This window comes from Chryseobacterium sp. PET-29, from assembly GCF_025736815.1.
In the GTDB taxonomy this organism is placed as follows: Bacteria; Bacteroidota; Bacteroidia; order Flavobacteriales; family Weeksellaceae; genus Chryseobacterium; species Chryseobacterium nepalense.
This window is the reverse complement of record NZ_CP107053.1, coordinates 394,045-411,275: the sequence shown is the minus strand read 5'-3', so window position 1 is coordinate 411,275 and position 17,231 is coordinate 394,045. Positions and strand designations below refer to the sequence as shown.

The window sequence follows — 17,231 nt, the reverse complement described above, 5'->3', positions numbered from 1 at the left end:
GCTCATCGATCATTTTCCACCTCAGGAGTTAAAAGATAGATGGCTAGCAATAGTTTATTTTCAGGAACTCTTAGATCTAATGGTTGTTCAATTGCTTGGGGAGAAATATTCAATTTAGTAAGTTTTGATATCATTTGATCAGCTTCACTAATATTACGGCTGAACCGATCCCACTTTGTGAATAGAAGCAATCTGGTTTCTTTACCAGATTTGCCTCTTCTGAAACTATCCATATATTTCTGCCATTCTGGTCTTTCAAAAGTTTTTGCGGAATGATCCTCAAAGATGATACGATCAATTCGTATATTTTTGAGAGATACAATGTTGCGAAGGCGTTCTTCTTGATCGCGCTGCGAATAACCTTTATCAGCTTGTTCGTCCGTAGAAACACGGATATATAAATCGGCAATTTGCATAAGTTTTTTATTAGTGGATGAGAAACTAATGAATATTGATATTCAGATGATTATCAATATTATATGCACTAAAATACAAAATTAATTGTTAGCAGAAATCAACTCTTTGGGAGTCATCTTAACAAGTGTATGTAGAAAAGATAATATATCCTCAATTTCTTCTTCAGACATATTAATATTGACATCTTTAATATCTTCTCGGCCTCGGCAACTGGCATTTCCTTAAACTTCATAATCGGTTCGAATTCGAATTGCTTCAAATCTCTACCTTTAGAATCATTCTGTCTCCCCTTGTTACGCATTGCCACTGAGTACTTATCACTATAATTTATTGAGAAAACTTGATCATTTTGATTTCAGCCTTTTAAGGGTAACCGATATTTCAAATGAAAAAGTATTTAAGCTAAAATCGCAATAAATATCGAATGGAAATGCGTTCTAAACAGCTAGTTGGCCATTTAGTGCCTATTTGGGTTATTAACTAAGTACAATATTTTATGATTGGATTATAATAGAATAAACTGCAATCATAAAAATTGAAGTTTAGATCTTTTAGGACTTATATTGCTTAAAAATTTATGTATAAAAGTTATTCAACTCTGAAAACCTCTGAAAAAGTAAAGAACTAAGTAACACTTTTGCCACCAACAGCTCTTTCTGGTCTCCACTTATGTTTTAATAGTTAAAGCTTGGTAATTATACGGTTAATTGATTCCACATTGCGCTTGTTTACACCATATTTGTATGATAAATCTTTCCACTGATTTAATGCATATCTGGTCAACTCTATAGTGCTATCAATAAAGCCTTTAGATAATTTGGCTTCCTGACCTAACTTTACCAAATGTTTTATAGTAATATTTTTACCTTCTCCCAAGACCATAGTACTCTGCTCACCTCCTGGACCGGTTGAAAAAGTCAGATCGTAGGCAGGTGAAAGCTTCCAATTACCAGAGTCGTCCATCAAAAAGCTAAAGTTCTTTGCGTGGTCATCCCTATTGTGAGCCAAAACATTAAAAACTGCCAATCGATACATTTTTTCCACCTCACGAATATCTTTTGTCAGAGTTGCAGTCAAAGTCAGTAAATCTTCGTAATCGTGTGAAGGTAACCTGAAATTACTATGCAGCAAGCCACTGACAGTATGCATATGCAGTCTTCTATTTTTGTCCCTGTCAAATCTCTTTACTGCAAAATATCCGTTGCCTCGTTGAGAAGGAAACAAATGCACATCGGGAATAGAAATACCGGCTTCCGCAGCCATCAGTGCATAAACATATTCTATTGCACCAGAATCAGGTCCGTCCTGCGAATTTGAAAACTTTACCAACCAATGTTCAAAAGTATTCTCTAAGTTTTGAGCGCCGTATAAAATGTTTTTATGATCACTATCTACACCAATAAGTGCTTTTGGCCTTGCACCTGCAGACGAACCATTCAGAGCTAAAAGTTCAGCAATTACCTCTTCTGAACTTCCTGTAAGCACATTCTCAGTTTGTACTGCCAATACATCAAGCTCAACGTTATCTTTGGGAACTACAGGACTGTTATCCGGTTCATAAATCAATGCTCCCATACCGTGTAATCCGACGTGCGCCAAGCGGTCAAGTGTTGTTACATCAGAAGGCATCAATCCAAAAGATCTTATCAGATCAAATAATAATCTGCCCCACCCGTCCGGTAAACTATCGCTGAAAACACCAGCTAAGCCGTCAAAAGGATGAAGAGGCAATTCGCTAAGCCCTCTTTTCAAAGGAAGTCTGAAAGGTGAGATCTCAAATCCGGAATTGACAAAATCATCATCGTACTGGAAATAGATAGTCCCATTACTTATAGCAAGGCGTCCTACAGGCTTTATTCCTGAACCAAAGTCTAATCCGACTTTTATTTCTGCAACCGGTGTAATCATTTTCTTCTACCTCTTTTTTTAATTTTAACATCCTCATGTTTTACAACATCATCTATTGAATTGAAGATTGGCTTGTTTGGTTCAAGAACTTTAAGCACTTCTTCTAACCCTCCTACTACAACTAAAATTTTTATGAATGATTCCAGTGAAATCGATCCTTTTTGTTCAAATTTTCTCAGTGTTGACAATGCAACACCGGACCGTTCTGATAGGCCCTCCTGAGTGAGTTCCAAAGCGAGCCTTCGATCTCGGACATATTCAGCGATCTTTCTTTGTGCCTTTGAAGCAGATATAAGTAACATAAAGGTATTATTTAATCGTGTAAAATATAAATAATTATCACTATTGTATTACAAATATACGATTTTGCAACTATAAAAATGTTATCTGCCCCTATTATTATAATTTTGAATATTGATTTTAATTTCACTGTTTTTCGCAATAAAAGAATCTTCGGATACACAAACCACTTTTTGTAAAGAATTAAAGAATTTTTTGTTTTCATCCATTCGTTCTATTATAGGGTTAATTTTAGCGGTATTTTTCAATTGTTGATCCTTCTCAAGTTTATAATTGATGATGAGATTCCTCTTTGTTGACAATATTGAATTTCATCTGAATTGCTCCGTGTGCGGCGGAGACCTGTTTTTCCCGCACCTGCTGTTAAAAAACCTGTAGATTGCAGCTTGAAGGAAATCTTGACTTTTCATTTTTACCGAAGGGTATCACCTGATTAAGATCGTATCATACATTTTAATATAGCATTTTATAGTCTACAGATTGATAAGACATCTGATATAACTATTCTGTTATCATGTAAGATATACGGACTGGTACCAAGGGTAATTATAAGGATCAAAATTTCAATGAACTGCATTTGCATCTTGTGAGGTTTCTGACTTTTCTATGCGGATCAACACATTCAAGCAGTCCCAATGAAAACCGGAATCAATTCCAAAAAACAATAAGAAGAAATATTGATGCAGGTCAGAAATCTTATTGCGGAGGCTCCGTGATCTCCGGTCACAGATACCCAAAAAGTTTTTTTTCAGCAGGGACAACGGAATAGATTTGCTACAGAAAATCGGACAGCCTCACGGGCAAAATTTAACATTGATACAATGATCTATGATCATATAAACAATCCGCCGGATGCATCATAAGCGGATGAATATTTTCATTATTACTAGGATGACCATTTAAGAAAGAGCAGAATTATGATCTTAAGTTCTTTAGTAATAAATACTTCTAAATATTGAAAATACAAACAGAGTTCAGATACTATTTATAGATTTTTTATTATATCTAAAGTACGCGCCATTTTAATTTATTTTGCATCATCCCACATCATCTAACATATATGATCAATAGATCAACTGGAAAAATCGTAAACTAAAAAAATAATTAATTAATGTTTTACGATAATTAATTATATATTTGCATTAACAAATTAATTACATATGCTATGAATCAGAGTAAAAATATTTCAAAAATCTTGTGTTACCTGTGCATTATATTATCCGCAGGGTATCTTAGCACGTTTATTTATTCGGTATTTTGCCTGGTGACCGGTTTTGCCGTAACGCCTTACAAAGAAGATCTGTATCTGCATATTAATTACCCATTTACAGAGCAGCCTTTTCTCAATATCGAAAACACCTATTCTTATATTATCCTGTCTTTTTTGCTGGTTTTATTAACTTACGGCATCTTTTTCTGGCTGTCAGCAAAAGTGTTCAAGGTTTTCTTTCAGTCAAAATTATTTACCGAAGAAAATATCGTACATCTTAAAAGATTTTACATTTATAATATGTTTTTTCCTTTACCAATCGTTATGATTGCCAATTTCTTTGTGGAAGTGGAAAGCTTCATTTGGGGATTGGTCTTTATTCATTTCATGCTGGGAATTTTCTGTTTCTTCCTTGCCAATATTTTTAAACAGGGATTACATTTACAAAACGAACAAGATCTATTTATATAAAAATGCCAATTATCATCAACTTAGACGTCATGCTTGCCAAACGAAAAATGCAGAGTAAAGAATTGGCAGAGAAAATAGGAATTAGCAATGTGAACCTTTCTGTTCTTAAAACAGGAAAAGCTAAAGGCGTGCGTTTCGATACGCTGGAAGCCATCTGTAAAGCATTGGAATGTCAACCCGGAGATATTCTTGAGTTTAAAGAAGAATAATTAAATAAAGCAGAAAGCTTTCGTGGCCATCGTCAATTAAGCTTTATCCTTAACATTTTTACGCAAAATTTTAAAGCAATAGAGACGTTGCCAGGAATTCTATGACCTAAAATCAATCCTATGAATACTTTAACAATCGACAATCTAAACCTCATCTACAAAAATGGTTTTCAAGCTATTAAAGACATTTCTTTAACAATAGAAAATGGAATGTTCGGTTTATTGGGACCCAACGGAGCCGGAAAATCATCATTGATGAAAACCATCGTTGGACTACAGAAACCAACTTCAGGGACGATCATCTTCAACGGAACAGATGTCTCTAAAAATCCTGATCACATCAAACAAAATCTCGGATTTCTCCCTCAGGATTTTGGCGTTTATCCCAAAGTATCTGCGTATGACCTTTTGCAGCACATTGCCCTGTTAAAAGGCATCAGCAACAATACAGAGCGGAATAACCAGATTTTAAATCTGTTGGAAAAAGTAAATCTTTCTGATTTTAAGAATAAGGAAGTCCATACCTTTTCCGGTGGGATGCGACAACGCTTTGGTGTTGCTCAGGCATTACTGGGAAACCCAAAGATCATCATTGTTGACGAACCGACCGCAGGTCTGGATCCTGAAGAGCGAAATCGTTTCAATTCTTTACTTAACGAGATCAGCAATGATGTGATCGTGATCCTTTCTACGCATTTGGTTGAAGATGTCCGCAATTTATGTTCTGAAGTAGCCATTATCAATCAGGGAAAACTCCTCAGCAAGGGAAATCCAAACGAACTGATTGCCGGATTGGAAAATAAGATATGGTCAAAACCCATTGAGAAAGATCAGCTGGAAAATTATCAATCTAATTACAGGATTATCAGCCAGCAATTAATCGAAAGAGAATTATACATTACCGCCTTCTCAGAACAGCCGCTTCCTGATTTTACATCAGTACATCCTTTGTTGGAACACGTCTATTTCAACACACTTACCCAAAACTCATAGTTATGAATATTTTATTTTTATTTGAGGTCAAACGTACAATCAAGCGTTGGCCTGTATATCTCATTGCCTTAATTCTACTGTTGATCGGCATTTTTTGTGGAAACCGGTTCAATCTTACCGTTGGGGAGGGAATTTACTTAAATTCACCTTATACCATTGGTTTTATGACAGGCTTACTGAGCTTGGTTATCATCTTTTTTGCAATAATTTTTGCCATTCAGGTGCTTTTTAAAGATTGGGATTCGAAATTTGACATTCTTATTTTCTCATATCCGTTTTCAAAACGAACATATTTATACGGAAAGTTTCTCACTTTTTTTCTGCAGACTTTTTTGAGTTTTATATTTCTGATGATTGGATTTGTGATTGGACAAAATCTAAGGACAGGAAGTGAGATTCAGCACCATTTTCATTTCTGGCATTACTTCTACCCTCTTTTAATTTTCGGAGGAATCAACTGCATTGTAGTATGCAGCTTCTTATTTTTCATTTCATTTACCACAAAGAAAAAGCTTCTGGTTGTTGTCGGCGGATTGTTCCTTTATGTTCTTTATATGATCATCCTTGTGTTTTCCAATTCTCCGTTTATGGCAGGAAGCTTACCACAATCCCTGGAAACACAGCAATTATCAGCGTTGATCGATCCTTTCGGGATATCAGCCTATTTTTTTGAAGCAAGAACATTATCGGCTTTGCAAAAGAATAAATTGACAGTACCATTTTCAGGATATTTATTGATCAACAGAATCGCTTTTCTGATGATTTCAATGTTACTTTTGATATTGAGTTACAGACTATTTTCATTTTCTCCTCTTTCCAAAAACAAAAATAAAAGTAAGAGCAAAAAGCAGATGGTAAATGTTTCTTTTACTAAAAATAAAGGAGCATTTACAACCACAGGATCTGATTTTGGATTTATTTCTGATATAAAATCCGTCTTGTCATTTACAAAAATCGATCTTATTTACCTCTTTAAAAGCATTACTATTGTAGCAGTTTCAATACTGATCTTATTTTTTGTAGGAATGGAAATGTATGCTGAAATCGAAAAAGGAATCCGTCTGCCTCAGCAATATGCGAGTTCAGGATTGATGTCGACCACCATTTCGGAAAATTTTCATTTGTTTGGAATGCTGATTACCATTTATTTTATCAACGACCTGTACTGGAGAAGCCATTCATCCGGGTTTTCACTGATTGAGAAAAGTACTTATTTTTCTAAAAATAGAATGAGCGGTCATTTTATTTCCATCAGTATCTTATTTTTCTTTCTTACCGGTATTTTAATTGTTGAAGGATTGATATTTCAGTTTGTTTACAGCTATTTTCACATCGATTGGAATGCGTATTTAGGAACAATTCTTTTCAATACCCTTCCATTGATCTTTTTCTCAGCATTTATTTTGCTGATTAACGACAATATCAAAAATCGATTTGTAGCGCTGGGAGTTTCCGTGCTTGCAGGTTTTATACTCGCCGGACCGGTTTCAAAAAAGATTATATCCAGTCCGTTATTGAGAATATTTTCTGATTACAAAGGCGTTTACAGTGATTTTAACGGATACGGACCTTACGCTTCAGCTTTTGCAGAACGACTGTTATTCGGATTAGGTGTGATTTCTTGTTTTTGGCTGATTAATGAATACCTCAAAACAAAAAAACGGAATTTCAAATATCTCATTTTCACCGTCATTGTATTATCTATAGGAGCTTTTGCCGGAAATCTTTTTATGAAAGGCTATATTCCTCAAAATGAAGATGAAAAGATGATACAGTCTGCTCATTACGAACAGAAATTCAAACACTATAAAAATATTGCAGAGCCGACAATTACAAACGTAATCACAGAAATACAGCTTTATCCCTTTGAAAATTCTTATAAGATAAACGGAACATATAAGTTGACCAATGAAACAGACAAACCTATTGAAAAGATTTTAATTAATTTCAATCCCAATCTCCAAATAGAATCAGCCCGTTTCAACATCAATTCCGTATCAAAAAAAATCGATGAGACAGTGACTGAAATTGATTTAAAACAACCTTTACAGCCTGGAGAAAAAGCCAGTCTAAATTTTAAAATTTCCTATCGATGGTCAGCGGTCAATGGTCATGATTCATTCAATTCCATAATAGATAACGGATCTTTTATGAGGATCAGCCGATACTTCCCTACTTTCGGATATCAAGCCGGTAATGAAATTGAAGATGAAGAAAAACGGGCAGAATTTAAGCTGGGAAAACAATCGGAATTGAAAAAATTAGAAGCTCCCGAGGTAGTCAAAAAGGATTTTATTAATCTTGATATGACCGTTTCCACAGAAAAAGATCAGATTGCGGTAGGAACCGGAGATCTGATTCAACATTACCGTAAAGATAACCGAAACTATTTTCATTACAAATCGAATGGAATTCCGTTTCGCTTTGCGGTTTCTTCTGCCAGATACCAGGTAAAAAGCATCATTTATAAAGGGATAACAATCAATATTTTCTACAGCAAAAAACATTCGGAGAACGTAGATCATTTACTTAAAAATGCTAAAATCACGTTGGATTACTGTACAGAGAATTTTGGAAAATATCCGTTTAAAACCATCAGCTTTGCGGAAGTTTCTTCATTCACCAAAGGTTTTGCCGCTACCGCCTATCCATCATCCATTTTTATGACGGAAGATATGCTTTTCCATGCGAATATTCATGCAGATCGAGGTCAGGATGTTATCAATGAACTTGCCGGACACGAACTTTCGCATCTCTGGTGGGGAAACAGTCAGATCGATCCCGACAACAGAGAAGGTGCAACAATGTTAACCGAAACACTGGCTATGTACACCGAAATGATGATCTACAAAAAAATGCACGGTAAAGAAAAAATGCTGGAAAAACTGAAAATGCATCAACAGATATTTGATAATGAAAAAGGGTTATCTGAAAATCAGCCGCTATACAAAGTGAACGGTGAAAATACGTATATTTCTTATTCAAAAGGTGCGGTGATTATGGTAAAGCTTAGCGAATTGATTGGAGAAGATAAAGTAAATACAGCGCTTAAAAATTTCCTTTTACACAATCAATATCCTAAAAAACCCACGAGTCTGGATTTGCTGCAAGAATTTTACAAGGTAAGTCCTGATGAAAAGATTAAGAAGAAAATCTATAATTTATTCAGTTCTGAATAACTTTAAAATCTGTAGACATCATCAGATCACCAATCACATTTCAATTAATGAAAAAAGATCCCCGCACTTTTACATTGCGGGGATCTTTTCAGGAAGTATTTCAAAATCTAAATAATTTGATGGTCATATATCAATCTTCTTTGGTCACTTTGACATCAGTAAAGTGTCCTAAAGTTCCGGGGCCTATCCATAATCCAATACTTCCCCGAAGATCTTTACCCTGCTTCAGGTCGTTGACGATCAAAGTAGGCTGAGAAGAACCATTAACATACAATCTGGCGGTTTCATTCTTTACTACGATTTTTATTTTGATCCATTCTGCAGGCACAATATCCACGTATGATTCATATTTTTCCGGTGTTTCCTTTCTTAGTTTTTCCCAGGGGAATCCCGGAATGGAAATATATTGGCTGGAGTGGTTTCTGCGAACCTGATCGTCTGCACGGCCATTGGTAGGACGTAAATAAAAAACTTCCATTTTGGAAGCATCTAAAGCTGCCCTGAATGCAATACCTACAAACCCACGAGCTGTCTCTCCCGCGTTTGCCATAGGCTGGCCACTAATTGTAGCTTCAATAACGCCGTTATGAAAATCAACATCTTTAAGGATCGCCAGTGTGTTGTCTCCAACGGCCTGTCCTGGCATTTCCAAGACAAGGGCATTTTTACCCTTATAGACAGATTTCTTGGCAGTTACCTGAAATAGCAGTACATCAGATGGTAATAGGGTGCTGTTTTGTGCCTTGGATTTCGAACCAAACATTAAACTAAATCCCAAAATAAATAACAGCTTTTTAAGCATACGAAAGGTCATTTAAATATTTTACCCGTCTAAAATAAGAAAAAAAACGATTCTCATCTTCTAATTTCCGAATGCTAAGCAGGGCTTTAAAAAAAATAAAAATTAAATCTATTTTCATTGTTAAATACAAAATCGGACAATTGCTTAACCCAAAATAAGAAACCTTTAGGCAAAATAACCAGAAGAATTCCAATGATTTTTTTAAATTTGAGTTAATAGATACATTGAACTCATGGAAAAACCTGAATATGCTGAGATATTAATTCGGCTGGCAAAAAAAGATTTATCAGTCAGAGAAAAGCTTTTAAGGGAAAATCAATTGGGTGGTGGCTATCATCCTGAGATGGAAAAAATCCATCGCAAAAATGCAGAATCACTCCGCAATATCATCAAAGACATTGGATTTCCCGGCATTTCAAAGGTGGGCGAAGAAGCAAACGAAGCAGCATGGCTGATCGTTCAGCACTCCATTGCAGAACCTAAATTTATGATGGCTTTTTACGGATTAATGAAAGAAAATGAAATGGATATCAATAAAAAGCATTTGGCATATCTCTATGACAGGATTCAGTATTTTCAAGGCAAACCTCAGCGCTTTGGAACCCAGCTCAATGCAGATGGAAGCATATATCCGGTTATTGATAAAGAACAATTGAATACCTTAAGAGTGGAATATGACCTACCCATTATTTCTTCTGATGATTTGAACCGTATTGCCAGAGTCGAAGATATTGAGCGTATCGAAAATGAAAACCATAATTACATGACATGGCGAGATGGCGTTGGTTGGAAATCAATTTAGTATTGTTATTTACTTAAGTTCCTATTAAATTTTGCCAAAATTAAAAAGCTACTCAATAGTCCGCAATAATCTAAAGCGTATGAGCCCAGAAGAAATAAATAAAAAGATAATACAACATCTGTAGAATTCGACAATGTGCTATTCTTTTATTTGTAAAGCTCGATAAAAAGTTATCTTCCAGAATTTTACGATGCTTTGAAAACAAATTTTGCCCAATATAGAGCTGAAAAGGTTTATTACATACCTTTAGAATTCTGTAGAGAACGTTATACTTACCTTAAACTCAATCCCACGATTTTTAAAGTTTTTAAATTCCTTATTAAAACAAGAAGCAATTTTTCAAAACAAAAAGGTGATTATGTTATCCTCAACACTGATCTTTTTAAATTTTATGAAATAGAATTCGCTAAGTATAAGTTTATATAACTAAAAAATTTGCAGCAGGCATAATCGATATTTTAAGAAAGTCAAATACGTATATAGTCCTTCAAAAAAGTTGACAATAATCTCAAAATTAATTAAATTTATTGTGTATCCGTTATTTCCATTGATTTTTATAAAGACTACCAAAATAAGAAGCTAATAGCATATCTAAATTTAACTATCAATTAATATCGTAAAAAGTCAAATATTGAACGGCAAATTATGTTTTGGAGTTGTAATCAACTGAAAATATAAAACTTCGTCATTTCGACTAATATTATAACCGATTTGACTTAATTCTAGCTTCGGTAAATGTCCAACTTTGCATCAACAAATTAATCAAAATCATGCAAAAGACAATTTTTATAACCGGAGCTTCATCCGGATTAGGAAAGGCAACCGCCCGATTATTTCAGGAAAAAGGATGGAAAGTAATCGCGACCATGCGAAGACCCGAAGAAGAAAAAGAACTCAATCAACTTCCCAATGTAGCCCTGCTGGAACTTGATGTTACTGATACTGTAAAAAGCCAGGCAACTATATCTGAGATTTTAAAATCCCAAACCGTCGATGTCGTGCTTAACAACGCAGGTTACGGCCTTGTCGGTCCCCTGGAATCATTAACCGATGAACAGATCCAAATGCAGATCCGGACCAATTTACTGGGTGTGATTCATATCACTAAAGCCTTTCTTCCTTATTTTCGGGAAAGAAAAAGCGGAACATTCATCAATATCACCAGTACATTCGGCCTCTTGGGATATCCTACCTGCTCCATCTACAATGCCAGCAAATTTGCCGTGGATGGGTTTTCAGAAGGCCTGGCCTACGAGCTCGCACAATTTGGAATCAATGTTAAAGTCATCGCTCCGGGAGGGATGCAGACTAACTTTACAGGGAGATCCCTTCAGGGAGGAATGCATGAAGCATACAGTCAGCTGGTAGCAAAGGTTAGCGAAGGCTACAGTGAGGAGCAGATCGCCAATTATACAAAAGCAGAAGAAGTGGCTCAGATCATTTACGAGGCTGCGACCGACGAAAAATCCCAGCTCAGGTATGTTGCAGGCAAAGACGCTGTTGCCCTTTACCGGGAACGGTTGGAATTAACACCGGAAGGACAGTTTGAGAAGATCCGCCAACAGTTTATATTCTAGCCGAAGGTCATTCCCGGACTATAATTTTTAGCCGTCCGGGAATAACTTACTAATTACTTAAATTTGTATCATGAAAAAGCAACCGGTCATCTTTAATTCCTTATCCCAGCTTCATAAAGCAATGGGACAGCCGGCCCCTTCACATCCCCTCATCAGCATTATCAACTATGGGGAAGCCCGGTTTGACCCCAAGGATTTCGAACAGGGCATCATCCTGAACTTTTATAAAATTTCCTTTAAAACAAGCTTTTCCGGAAAATTGAAATATGGTCAGGGTTACTACGATTTCGAAGAGGGAGGAATGTCGTTCATTGCTCCGGGCCAGTTGCTGAAGATACAGGAAGAAGAGGCTGATTATGATGGGATGACTCTACACATCCATCGTGATCTGTTAAGCCCTTACCCGCTGGGCTCGAACATAAGGCATTATGGCTTTTTCAACTATTCTGCAGCAGAAGCGCTCTACCTTTCGGAAAAAGAAAAAACAACGATACTCAGTATTTACCGGTTTATCCAGGACGAGCTAAGCGAGCGCATCGATAAGTTCAGTCAGGACGTGATCATTTCCCAGATCGAGTTGCTGCTCAATTATGCCAACCGTTTCTATGACCGGCAGTTTCTGACCAGAAAGGCGGTCAACAATGACCTTCTTGCCAGGCTCGAACAGCAGCTGGAAAGTTATTTCAATAATGACATGCCGGTGGTCAATGGAATTCCTACCGTAAATGCTTTGGCAGAGAACCTTAAGGTAACACCGCGCTACCTGAGCGATCTTTTACGAAACCTCATTGGATTGAATACGCAGCAATACATTCATGAAAAGGTTATTGAGAAAGCCAAGGAATATCTTGCTAAGGACAAACTCAGCATCGCTGAAATTGGCTATCAACTGGGGTTTGAACATCCACAGTCGTTCAATAAATTATTCCGAAGCAAAACTTCCACATCTCCTTCCGAATACAGGAAATCTTTAAATTAGTAATGAATATCTGCTATGTTCCAGATACATAAACTTTGAGAAATATTCCCTTTAATCAACTTTTGCGATATACTTTTACCGGGGACGCTGATATTATCTTTATTTGTCCACCATCTTTTCCTGTGCAGGCGAGTATCTGTTGCCGTGTATTTTGATTGCAGATAGCTGCTCATTAATTTTCGTAATTTCGTCAGTCGTAAAATTTGCATTGGCAACGCCGATATTCTCTTCTAATCGTTCTAATTTTGTTGTGCCTGGAATAGGAACGATCCAAGGCTTTTGTGCCAGCAGCCACCCCAACGCTACTTGTGAAGGTGTAATTCCTTTTTTCTTTGCCACCGATTCTACAAAATCTACGATTGTCATATTCGCTTTAAGATTTTCTTGCGCAAACCGAGGCACAGTGCTGCGGAAGTCGCTGCTGTCAAATTTTGTATCCGATTTGATCTTACCTGTCAGAAATCCTTTGCCAAGTGGGCTGAAAGGGACCAATCCAATTCCCAACTCTTCCAGTAATGGTAAAATGTCCTTTTCAGGATTTCTGTAAAACATAGAGTATTCACTTTGTAAGGCTGTCACGGGATGCACTTCATGAGCTTTCCTAATATTGGTTACACCCGTTTCAGAAAGCCCGAAGTGTAAAACCTTTCCTTCTGTGATCAAATCTTTTACTGCACCGGCAACATCTTCAATAGGTACGTTAGGATCAATCCTATGCTGATAATAGAGGTCGATGTGATCGGTATTTAATCGCTGTAAAGATCCTTCAACCACCTTTTTTATATGTTCAGGTCTGCTGTCAATACCTCCCCAACGGGATTTATCCGGATCTCTTTCCAAGGACTTAAATCCGAATTTAGTAGCAATCACGACCTCGTCTCTGAATGGCTGGACAGCCTCTCCCAATAGCTCTTCGTTTACGAGTGGTCCATAGACCTCGGCAGTGTCAAAAAAGGTAACCCCGCTTTCGAACGCCTTGCGAATAAGAGTAATCATTTCATTTTTATCCTTTGCTTCCCCATAGGACCAGCTCATCCTCATACATCCAAGACCTATAGATGAGACTTTTAATTGATCATTTCCTAAAAATCGCTTTTTCATTTTGTTTGTTGCTTTTTATTAATAATTAGGTTTTATTTTCTTTTACAGATGCTTCACAACTTTGGCAGGAATCCCGGCTACAACTGTATTATCGGGGACATCTTTAGCAACTACAGCTCCTGATGCAACGACGGAGTTTTCTCCTACGGTAACACCGGGTAAAATGGTGGCACCTGCTCCGATCCATGCATTCCTTTTAATGCATATTCTTCCAGGCACCAATGAATGTCGTAGTTCAGATTCTACAGGATGCCCTTCTGACAGAATACTCACTTTAGGAGCTATCAGTACATCATCTTCGATCGTAATACCACCAAGTCCGAGAAATACACAATCAAAATTGATGAATACATTGCTGCCGATCTTAATATCCTTACCATAATTGATGTAAAGCGGCGTGAATACAGTTGTCGTTTCGTCAATTTCGGCACCAATGATTTCACCGAGATAATTTCTTATTTCCGAAGCTTCTGCCGTACTGTTTAGTTTCATCAATATTTTTTTGGTTTCATAAGAGGCATCCCGCATTCTGATGCTCTGGGAATCACCTTGATGAATAGTCTCACCTCTTTTCAGCCTTTCGAATATGTCTTTTTCTCCTTTCATCGCATTATTCTTTATTAGCAGTCTCGTAATCTTCCTCATTTACAGCTTCCATCCATGTATTTTTATTAGATTCATGATCAGGCATTATGGATAGATGTGCAAACCAACTATCTTTTGTAGCACCATGCCAATGCTCTACATCGGGTCCGATCTCTATAATGTCCCCTTCTTTGATCGTTCTGCTCTTTTTTCCACGCTCCTGAAAGAGTCCTTCCCCACCTACTACAATCAAAATCTGTCCGTTTGTATGCTTATGCCAATTGTTTCTGCAACCCGGTTCAAAAGTCACATTAGCTATTGGCAGATTCAATTCTTTATTGGATGTAAGAGACGCTACATACGATTTGCCGATAAAATACTTTGATAAATCTGTATTCTCTTTTCCAACCGGAAATGCACTCACTGTGGATTGGCTATTGCCATCTTCTCTTCTATTATTAAATTTGCTGAAGATCGTCATCATAGTCTTTGTATCCAGAACATTCATATCCATTAACTTCAGAGATTTAACCATAGGAAGGGTCGACTCTTTATATTCTTTAAAGTGAGGTGTTTTCAAATGGCTTTCGTAAGCTTTTTTGTCTACATATATCTCTACAATTCTAACCTGATTGGGATTTTCTTTCTGGAACATCGGGAAAATAGCAATTACTCCGGGTTCAATTCTTACAGAAGCTGCCGATTCTTCTTCCAGTATCGATTTGTACCGATCTAAGAATTCAGGTACAATTTCAATTTCCGAAATGCGTACCATCATATCACTTGCAATCAAAGGCAGCTCTTTTTCACCAATAGCATTTCTTAATACATTGCCTTGCTGAGGACTAATGTACTGATCAATGATCAAAGCCAATTCATTCAATTGCTCATCCGTAATACCAGTATTTTTTCCCATACCGATATGGGCTTTCAACTGGGGTTCTACACCGGGCATAGCTGCCAATGCCGAAATCGTCACAAATTCGCGCTGACGGAAATTCAGCACATCACTGTTAAAAATATCTGCAAAAAGATGCTCTTTTAAAAAAGCGTCAGCTCGCGGTGCGAATTCTCCGAAACCCGGCGCAGGTTTTTGCTGGGGTGCTTGGGTTAGTTCTTCCAGTACTTTGCGCCCCTGCTCATACTTATCCTGCGACGTATTCTCTACAGTAATTTTTTTTCCTTCTTTGTCTATGATGCCTTTAGCTGCTCTTTCTTCTACTACCGTCTTAAAAACCCCTAAGGCATTTAAACTGCGAGGAAATCCGCAATAGGCATATAGTTGAACCAAAGCTTCTTTTATTTCATTAATCGCAAGGCCTGAATCCAGACCTGAATTCAGAACTTTTGAAAGATTTTCCGTATCTCCTGAAGCGGTAAGGGCTGATATGGCAGACAAATTTTGCTGATGGTCATTTAAGTAGGTAAAACCATTACTTTTCTTTACTTGTGCATTCATTATATTATTCATATTGATTGTGAAAAAAAACGCCCACAAAAATTTTGTTATTTTTAATTTCATAAGATTATTTATTTCGCTCATGGAGCTGACTTGGTTTGTTATAATTTTTCCCGTTTTCCGTATTATTCAATTTTCAAGAATAAATTGATTGATCCAAATGATGACAAAAACAAAGTTCTTCATTGTCTGGATTAATTTATTTATACAGAATACGGAAATATTTACCACTTTTACGGATTTGCTTTATAACATTTAATTACTGTCAAAAGGTTTTATAAATTTGTCTAAGTAATAAAATAAGATGGAACAGGTCATCAGAATAGATACTGTACGACAGTATAATGACGCGATGGGTGCTGACACAAAACATCCTTTGGTAAGTGTGGTTAACTTCGACGAAATTCCTACCTATGTACAGTTCAGGAGGTATATGGGCTTATATTGTGTGTTTCTTAAAAATATAAAGTGTGGTGATATACGTTATGGCTGTCAGCCCTATGATTATGAAGACGGGACACTGGTTTTTATTGCACCTGGCCAGGTGTACGGCATTGACAGCAGTGGGAAGATTATTAAACCATCTGGAAAGGCTTTGGTATTTCATCCGGATATGATTACAGGAACCCACCTGGGAAAAATAATCAAAGACTACACTTTCTTTTCTTATGACGTCAATGAGGCACTGCATCTTTCAAAAAAAGAACGTGCAATTATCAATGACTGCTTCGATAAGATTGATAGTGAGATCGATCTAAATATTGACAAGCACAGTAAAACACTGATCGCATCTAACATAGAACTTTTATTAAATTACTGTATGAGATTCTATGACCGGCAGTTCATCACCAGAAATAATGCAAATACAGATCTATTGGTGAAGTTTGAAAGTCTATTGCATGACTACTTTAGATCCGGGAAATCCCAGGCGCTAGGATTACCCACCGTAACTTATTGTGCAGAACAATTAAATCTTTCGGCCAATTATTTTGGTGACCTCATCAAAAAAGAAACGGGAAATACGGCACTTGACTATATACAGACAAAATTGATTGAAGAGGCCAAGGAAAAAATATTTGAGTCTAATAAACCAATAAACGAAATCGCCGATGAACTTGGATTTAAATATCAACAGCATTTCACTCGTCTTTTCAAGAAAAAGGTTGGTGCAACTCCCCAACAATTTAGAAATCTACATTAGGCGGTAAATAATTAATGTTACTTTATATTTTTTCTATA

The 17,231-nt window shown here is 36.6% G+C and carries 15 protein-coding genes; 8 read left to right on the top strand and 7 right to left on the bottom strand.

What is annotated here, in order from left to right; genetic code table 11:
- Positions 1–2: 2 nt before the first annotated feature.
- The 3 genes from ODE14_RS01785 to ODE14_RS01775 all read right to left on the bottom strand — a co-directional run bounded on the left by ODE14_RS01785 (position 3) and on the right by ODE14_RS01775 (position 2,627).
- The gene (locus tag ODE14_RS01785; protein ID WP_263602732.1) at positions 3–416 is read right to left on the bottom strand and encodes a recombinase family protein; all 414 of its coding nucleotides are present in this window, start codon (positions 414–416) and stop codon (positions 3–5) included.
- Positions 417–1,098: 682 nt separating this feature from the next.
- Entirely contained in the window at positions 1,099–2,325 is a 1,227-nt protein-coding gene (locus ODE14_RS01780; RefSeq protein ID WP_263602731.1) for a type II toxin-antitoxin system HipA family toxin, read from the bottom strand.
- The gene (locus tag ODE14_RS01775; RefSeq protein ID WP_263602730.1) at positions 2,322–2,627 is read right to left on the bottom strand and encodes a helix-turn-helix domain-containing protein; all 306 of its coding nucleotides are present in this window, start codon (positions 2,625–2,627) and stop codon (positions 2,322–2,324) included. The genes ODE14_RS01780 and ODE14_RS01775 overlap by 4 nt, the downstream gene beginning before the upstream one ends.
- A 1,163-nt stretch (positions 2,628–3,790) precedes the next feature.
- Here ODE14_RS01775 and ODE14_RS01770 point away from each other — a divergent pair.
- The 4 genes from ODE14_RS01770 to ODE14_RS01755 all read left to right on the top strand — a co-directional run bounded on the left by ODE14_RS01770 (position 3,791) and on the right by ODE14_RS01755 (position 8,687).
- Positions 3,791–4,306: a DUF2975 domain-containing protein gene (locus ODE14_RS01770; RefSeq protein ID WP_263602729.1), complete on the top strand. Its 516-nt coding sequence runs from the start codon at positions 3,791–3,793 to the stop codon at positions 4,304–4,306.
- Positions 4,307–4,308: 2 nt separating this feature from the next.
- Positions 4,309–4,515, top strand: a complete 207-nt coding sequence (locus tag ODE14_RS01765; RefSeq protein ID WP_263602728.1) for a helix-turn-helix domain-containing protein — start codon at positions 4,309–4,311, stop codon at positions 4,513–4,515.
- Positions 4,516–4,635: 120 nt separating this feature from the next.
- Positions 4,636–5,508 carry an ABC transporter ATP-binding protein gene (locus ODE14_RS01760; protein ID WP_263602727.1) on the top strand — a complete coding sequence of 291 codons (873 nt, stop codon included), beginning with the start codon at positions 4,636–4,638 and terminating at the stop codon, positions 5,506–5,508.
- A gap of 2 nt (positions 5,509–5,510) precedes the next feature.
- A complete protein-coding gene (locus ODE14_RS01755; RefSeq protein WP_263602726.1) occupies positions 5,511–8,687 on the top strand; it encodes a M1 family aminopeptidase in 3,177 nt (1,058 codons plus the stop codon).
- A 130-nt stretch (positions 8,688–8,817) separates the two neighbouring features.
- Here the strand turns inward: ODE14_RS01755 and ODE14_RS01750 are convergent, their stop codons facing one another.
- Complete coding sequence (locus tag ODE14_RS01750; protein WP_263602725.1) at positions 8,818–9,489, bottom strand: hypothetical protein; 672 nt, start codon at positions 9,487–9,489, stop codon at positions 8,818–8,820.
- A gap of 232 nt (positions 9,490–9,721) precedes the next feature.
- On the opposite strand from ODE14_RS01750, the gene ODE14_RS01745 reads away from it, so the two are divergent.
- The 3 genes from ODE14_RS01745 to ODE14_RS01735 all read left to right on the top strand — a co-directional run bounded on the left by ODE14_RS01745 (position 9,722) and on the right by ODE14_RS01735 (position 12,847).
- The gene (locus tag ODE14_RS01745) at positions 9,722–10,291 is read left to right on the top strand and encodes a DUF6624 domain-containing protein (RefSeq protein WP_263602724.1); all 570 of its coding nucleotides are present in this window, start codon (positions 9,722–9,724) and stop codon (positions 10,289–10,291) included.
- 770 nt (positions 10,292–11,061) lie between these two features.
- Complete coding sequence (locus ODE14_RS01740) at positions 11,062–11,868, top strand: SDR family oxidoreductase (protein WP_263602723.1); 807 nt, start codon at positions 11,062–11,064, stop codon at positions 11,866–11,868.
- Positions 11,869–11,938: 70 nt separating this feature from the next.
- Positions 11,939–12,847, top strand: coding sequence for a helix-turn-helix domain-containing protein (locus tag ODE14_RS01735; protein WP_263602722.1), 909 nt, complete (start codon positions 11,939–11,941; stop codon positions 12,845–12,847).
- 99 nt (positions 12,848–12,946) lie between these two features.
- On the opposite strand, the gene ODE14_RS01730 is transcribed toward ODE14_RS01735, so the two are convergent.
- The 3 genes from ODE14_RS01730 to ODE14_RS01720 are packed head-to-tail and all read right to left on the bottom strand — an operon-like array spanning position 12,947 to position 15,992.
- Positions 12,947–13,948, bottom strand: coding sequence for an aldo/keto reductase (locus ODE14_RS01730; protein ID WP_263602721.1), 1,002 nt, complete (start codon positions 13,946–13,948; stop codon positions 12,947–12,949).
- Positions 13,949–13,990: 42 nt separating this feature from the next.
- Complete coding sequence (locus ODE14_RS01725) at positions 13,991–14,554, bottom strand: DapH/DapD/GlmU-related protein (RefSeq protein WP_263602720.1); 564 nt, start codon at positions 14,552–14,554, stop codon at positions 13,991–13,993.
- 4 nt (positions 14,555–14,558) lie between these two features.
- Positions 14,559–15,992: a carboxymuconolactone decarboxylase family protein gene (locus ODE14_RS01720; RefSeq protein ID WP_263602719.1), complete on the bottom strand. Its 1,434-nt coding sequence runs from the start codon at positions 15,990–15,992 to the stop codon at positions 14,559–14,561.
- 304 nt (positions 15,993–16,296) lie between these two features.
- Here ODE14_RS01720 and ODE14_RS01715 point away from each other — a divergent pair, with 304 nt between their 5' ends.
- A complete protein-coding gene (locus ODE14_RS01715) occupies positions 16,297–17,193 on the top strand; it encodes a helix-turn-helix domain-containing protein (protein WP_263602718.1) in 897 nt (298 codons plus the stop codon).
- Positions 17,194–17,231: the final 38 nt, after the last annotated feature.

Coding starts and splice junctions, on each gene's coding strand:
- ODE14_RS01785 (WP_263602732.1), bottom strand. CDS start 416: ATGCAAATTGCCGATTTATATATCCGTGTTTCTACGGACGAACAAGCT.
- ODE14_RS01780 (WP_263602731.1), bottom strand. CDS start 2,325: ATGATTACACCGGTTGCAGAAATAAAAGTCGGATTAGACTTTGGTTCA.
- ODE14_RS01775 (WP_263602730.1), bottom strand. CDS start 2,627: ATGTTACTTATATCTGCTTCAAAGGCACAAAGAAAGATCGCTGAATAT.
- ODE14_RS01770 (WP_263602729.1), top strand. CDS start 3,791: ATGAATCAGAGTAAAAATATTTCAAAAATCTTGTGTTACCTGTGCATT.
- ODE14_RS01765 (WP_263602728.1), top strand. CDS start 4,309: ATGCCAATTATCATCAACTTAGACGTCATGCTTGCCAAACGAAAAATG.
- ODE14_RS01760 (WP_263602727.1), top strand. CDS start 4,636: ATGAATACTTTAACAATCGACAATCTAAACCTCATCTACAAAAATGGT.
- ODE14_RS01755 (WP_263602726.1), top strand. CDS start 5,511: ATGAATATTTTATTTTTATTTGAGGTCAAACGTACAATCAAGCGTTGG.
- ODE14_RS01750 (WP_263602725.1), bottom strand. CDS start 9,489: ATGCTTAAAAAGCTGTTATTTATTTTGGGATTTAGTTTAATGTTTGGT.
- ODE14_RS01745 (WP_263602724.1), top strand. CDS start 9,722: ATGGAAAAACCTGAATATGCTGAGATATTAATTCGGCTGGCAAAAAAA.
- ODE14_RS01740 (WP_263602723.1), top strand. CDS start 11,062: ATGCAAAAGACAATTTTTATAACCGGAGCTTCATCCGGATTAGGAAAG.
- ODE14_RS01735 (WP_263602722.1), top strand. CDS start 11,939: ATGAAAAAGCAACCGGTCATCTTTAATTCCTTATCCCAGCTTCATAAA.
- ODE14_RS01730 (WP_263602721.1), bottom strand. CDS start 13,948: ATGAAAAAGCGATTTTTAGGAAATGATCAATTAAAAGTCTCATCTATA.
- ODE14_RS01725 (WP_263602720.1), bottom strand. CDS start 14,554: ATGAAAGGAGAAAAAGACATATTCGAAAGGCTGAAAAGAGGTGAGACT.
- ODE14_RS01720 (WP_263602719.1), bottom strand. CDS start 15,992: ATGAATGCACAAGTAAAGAAAAGTAATGGTTTTACCTACTTAAATGAC.
- ODE14_RS01715 (WP_263602718.1), top strand. CDS start 16,297: ATGGAACAGGTCATCAGAATAGATACTGTACGACAGTATAATGACGCG.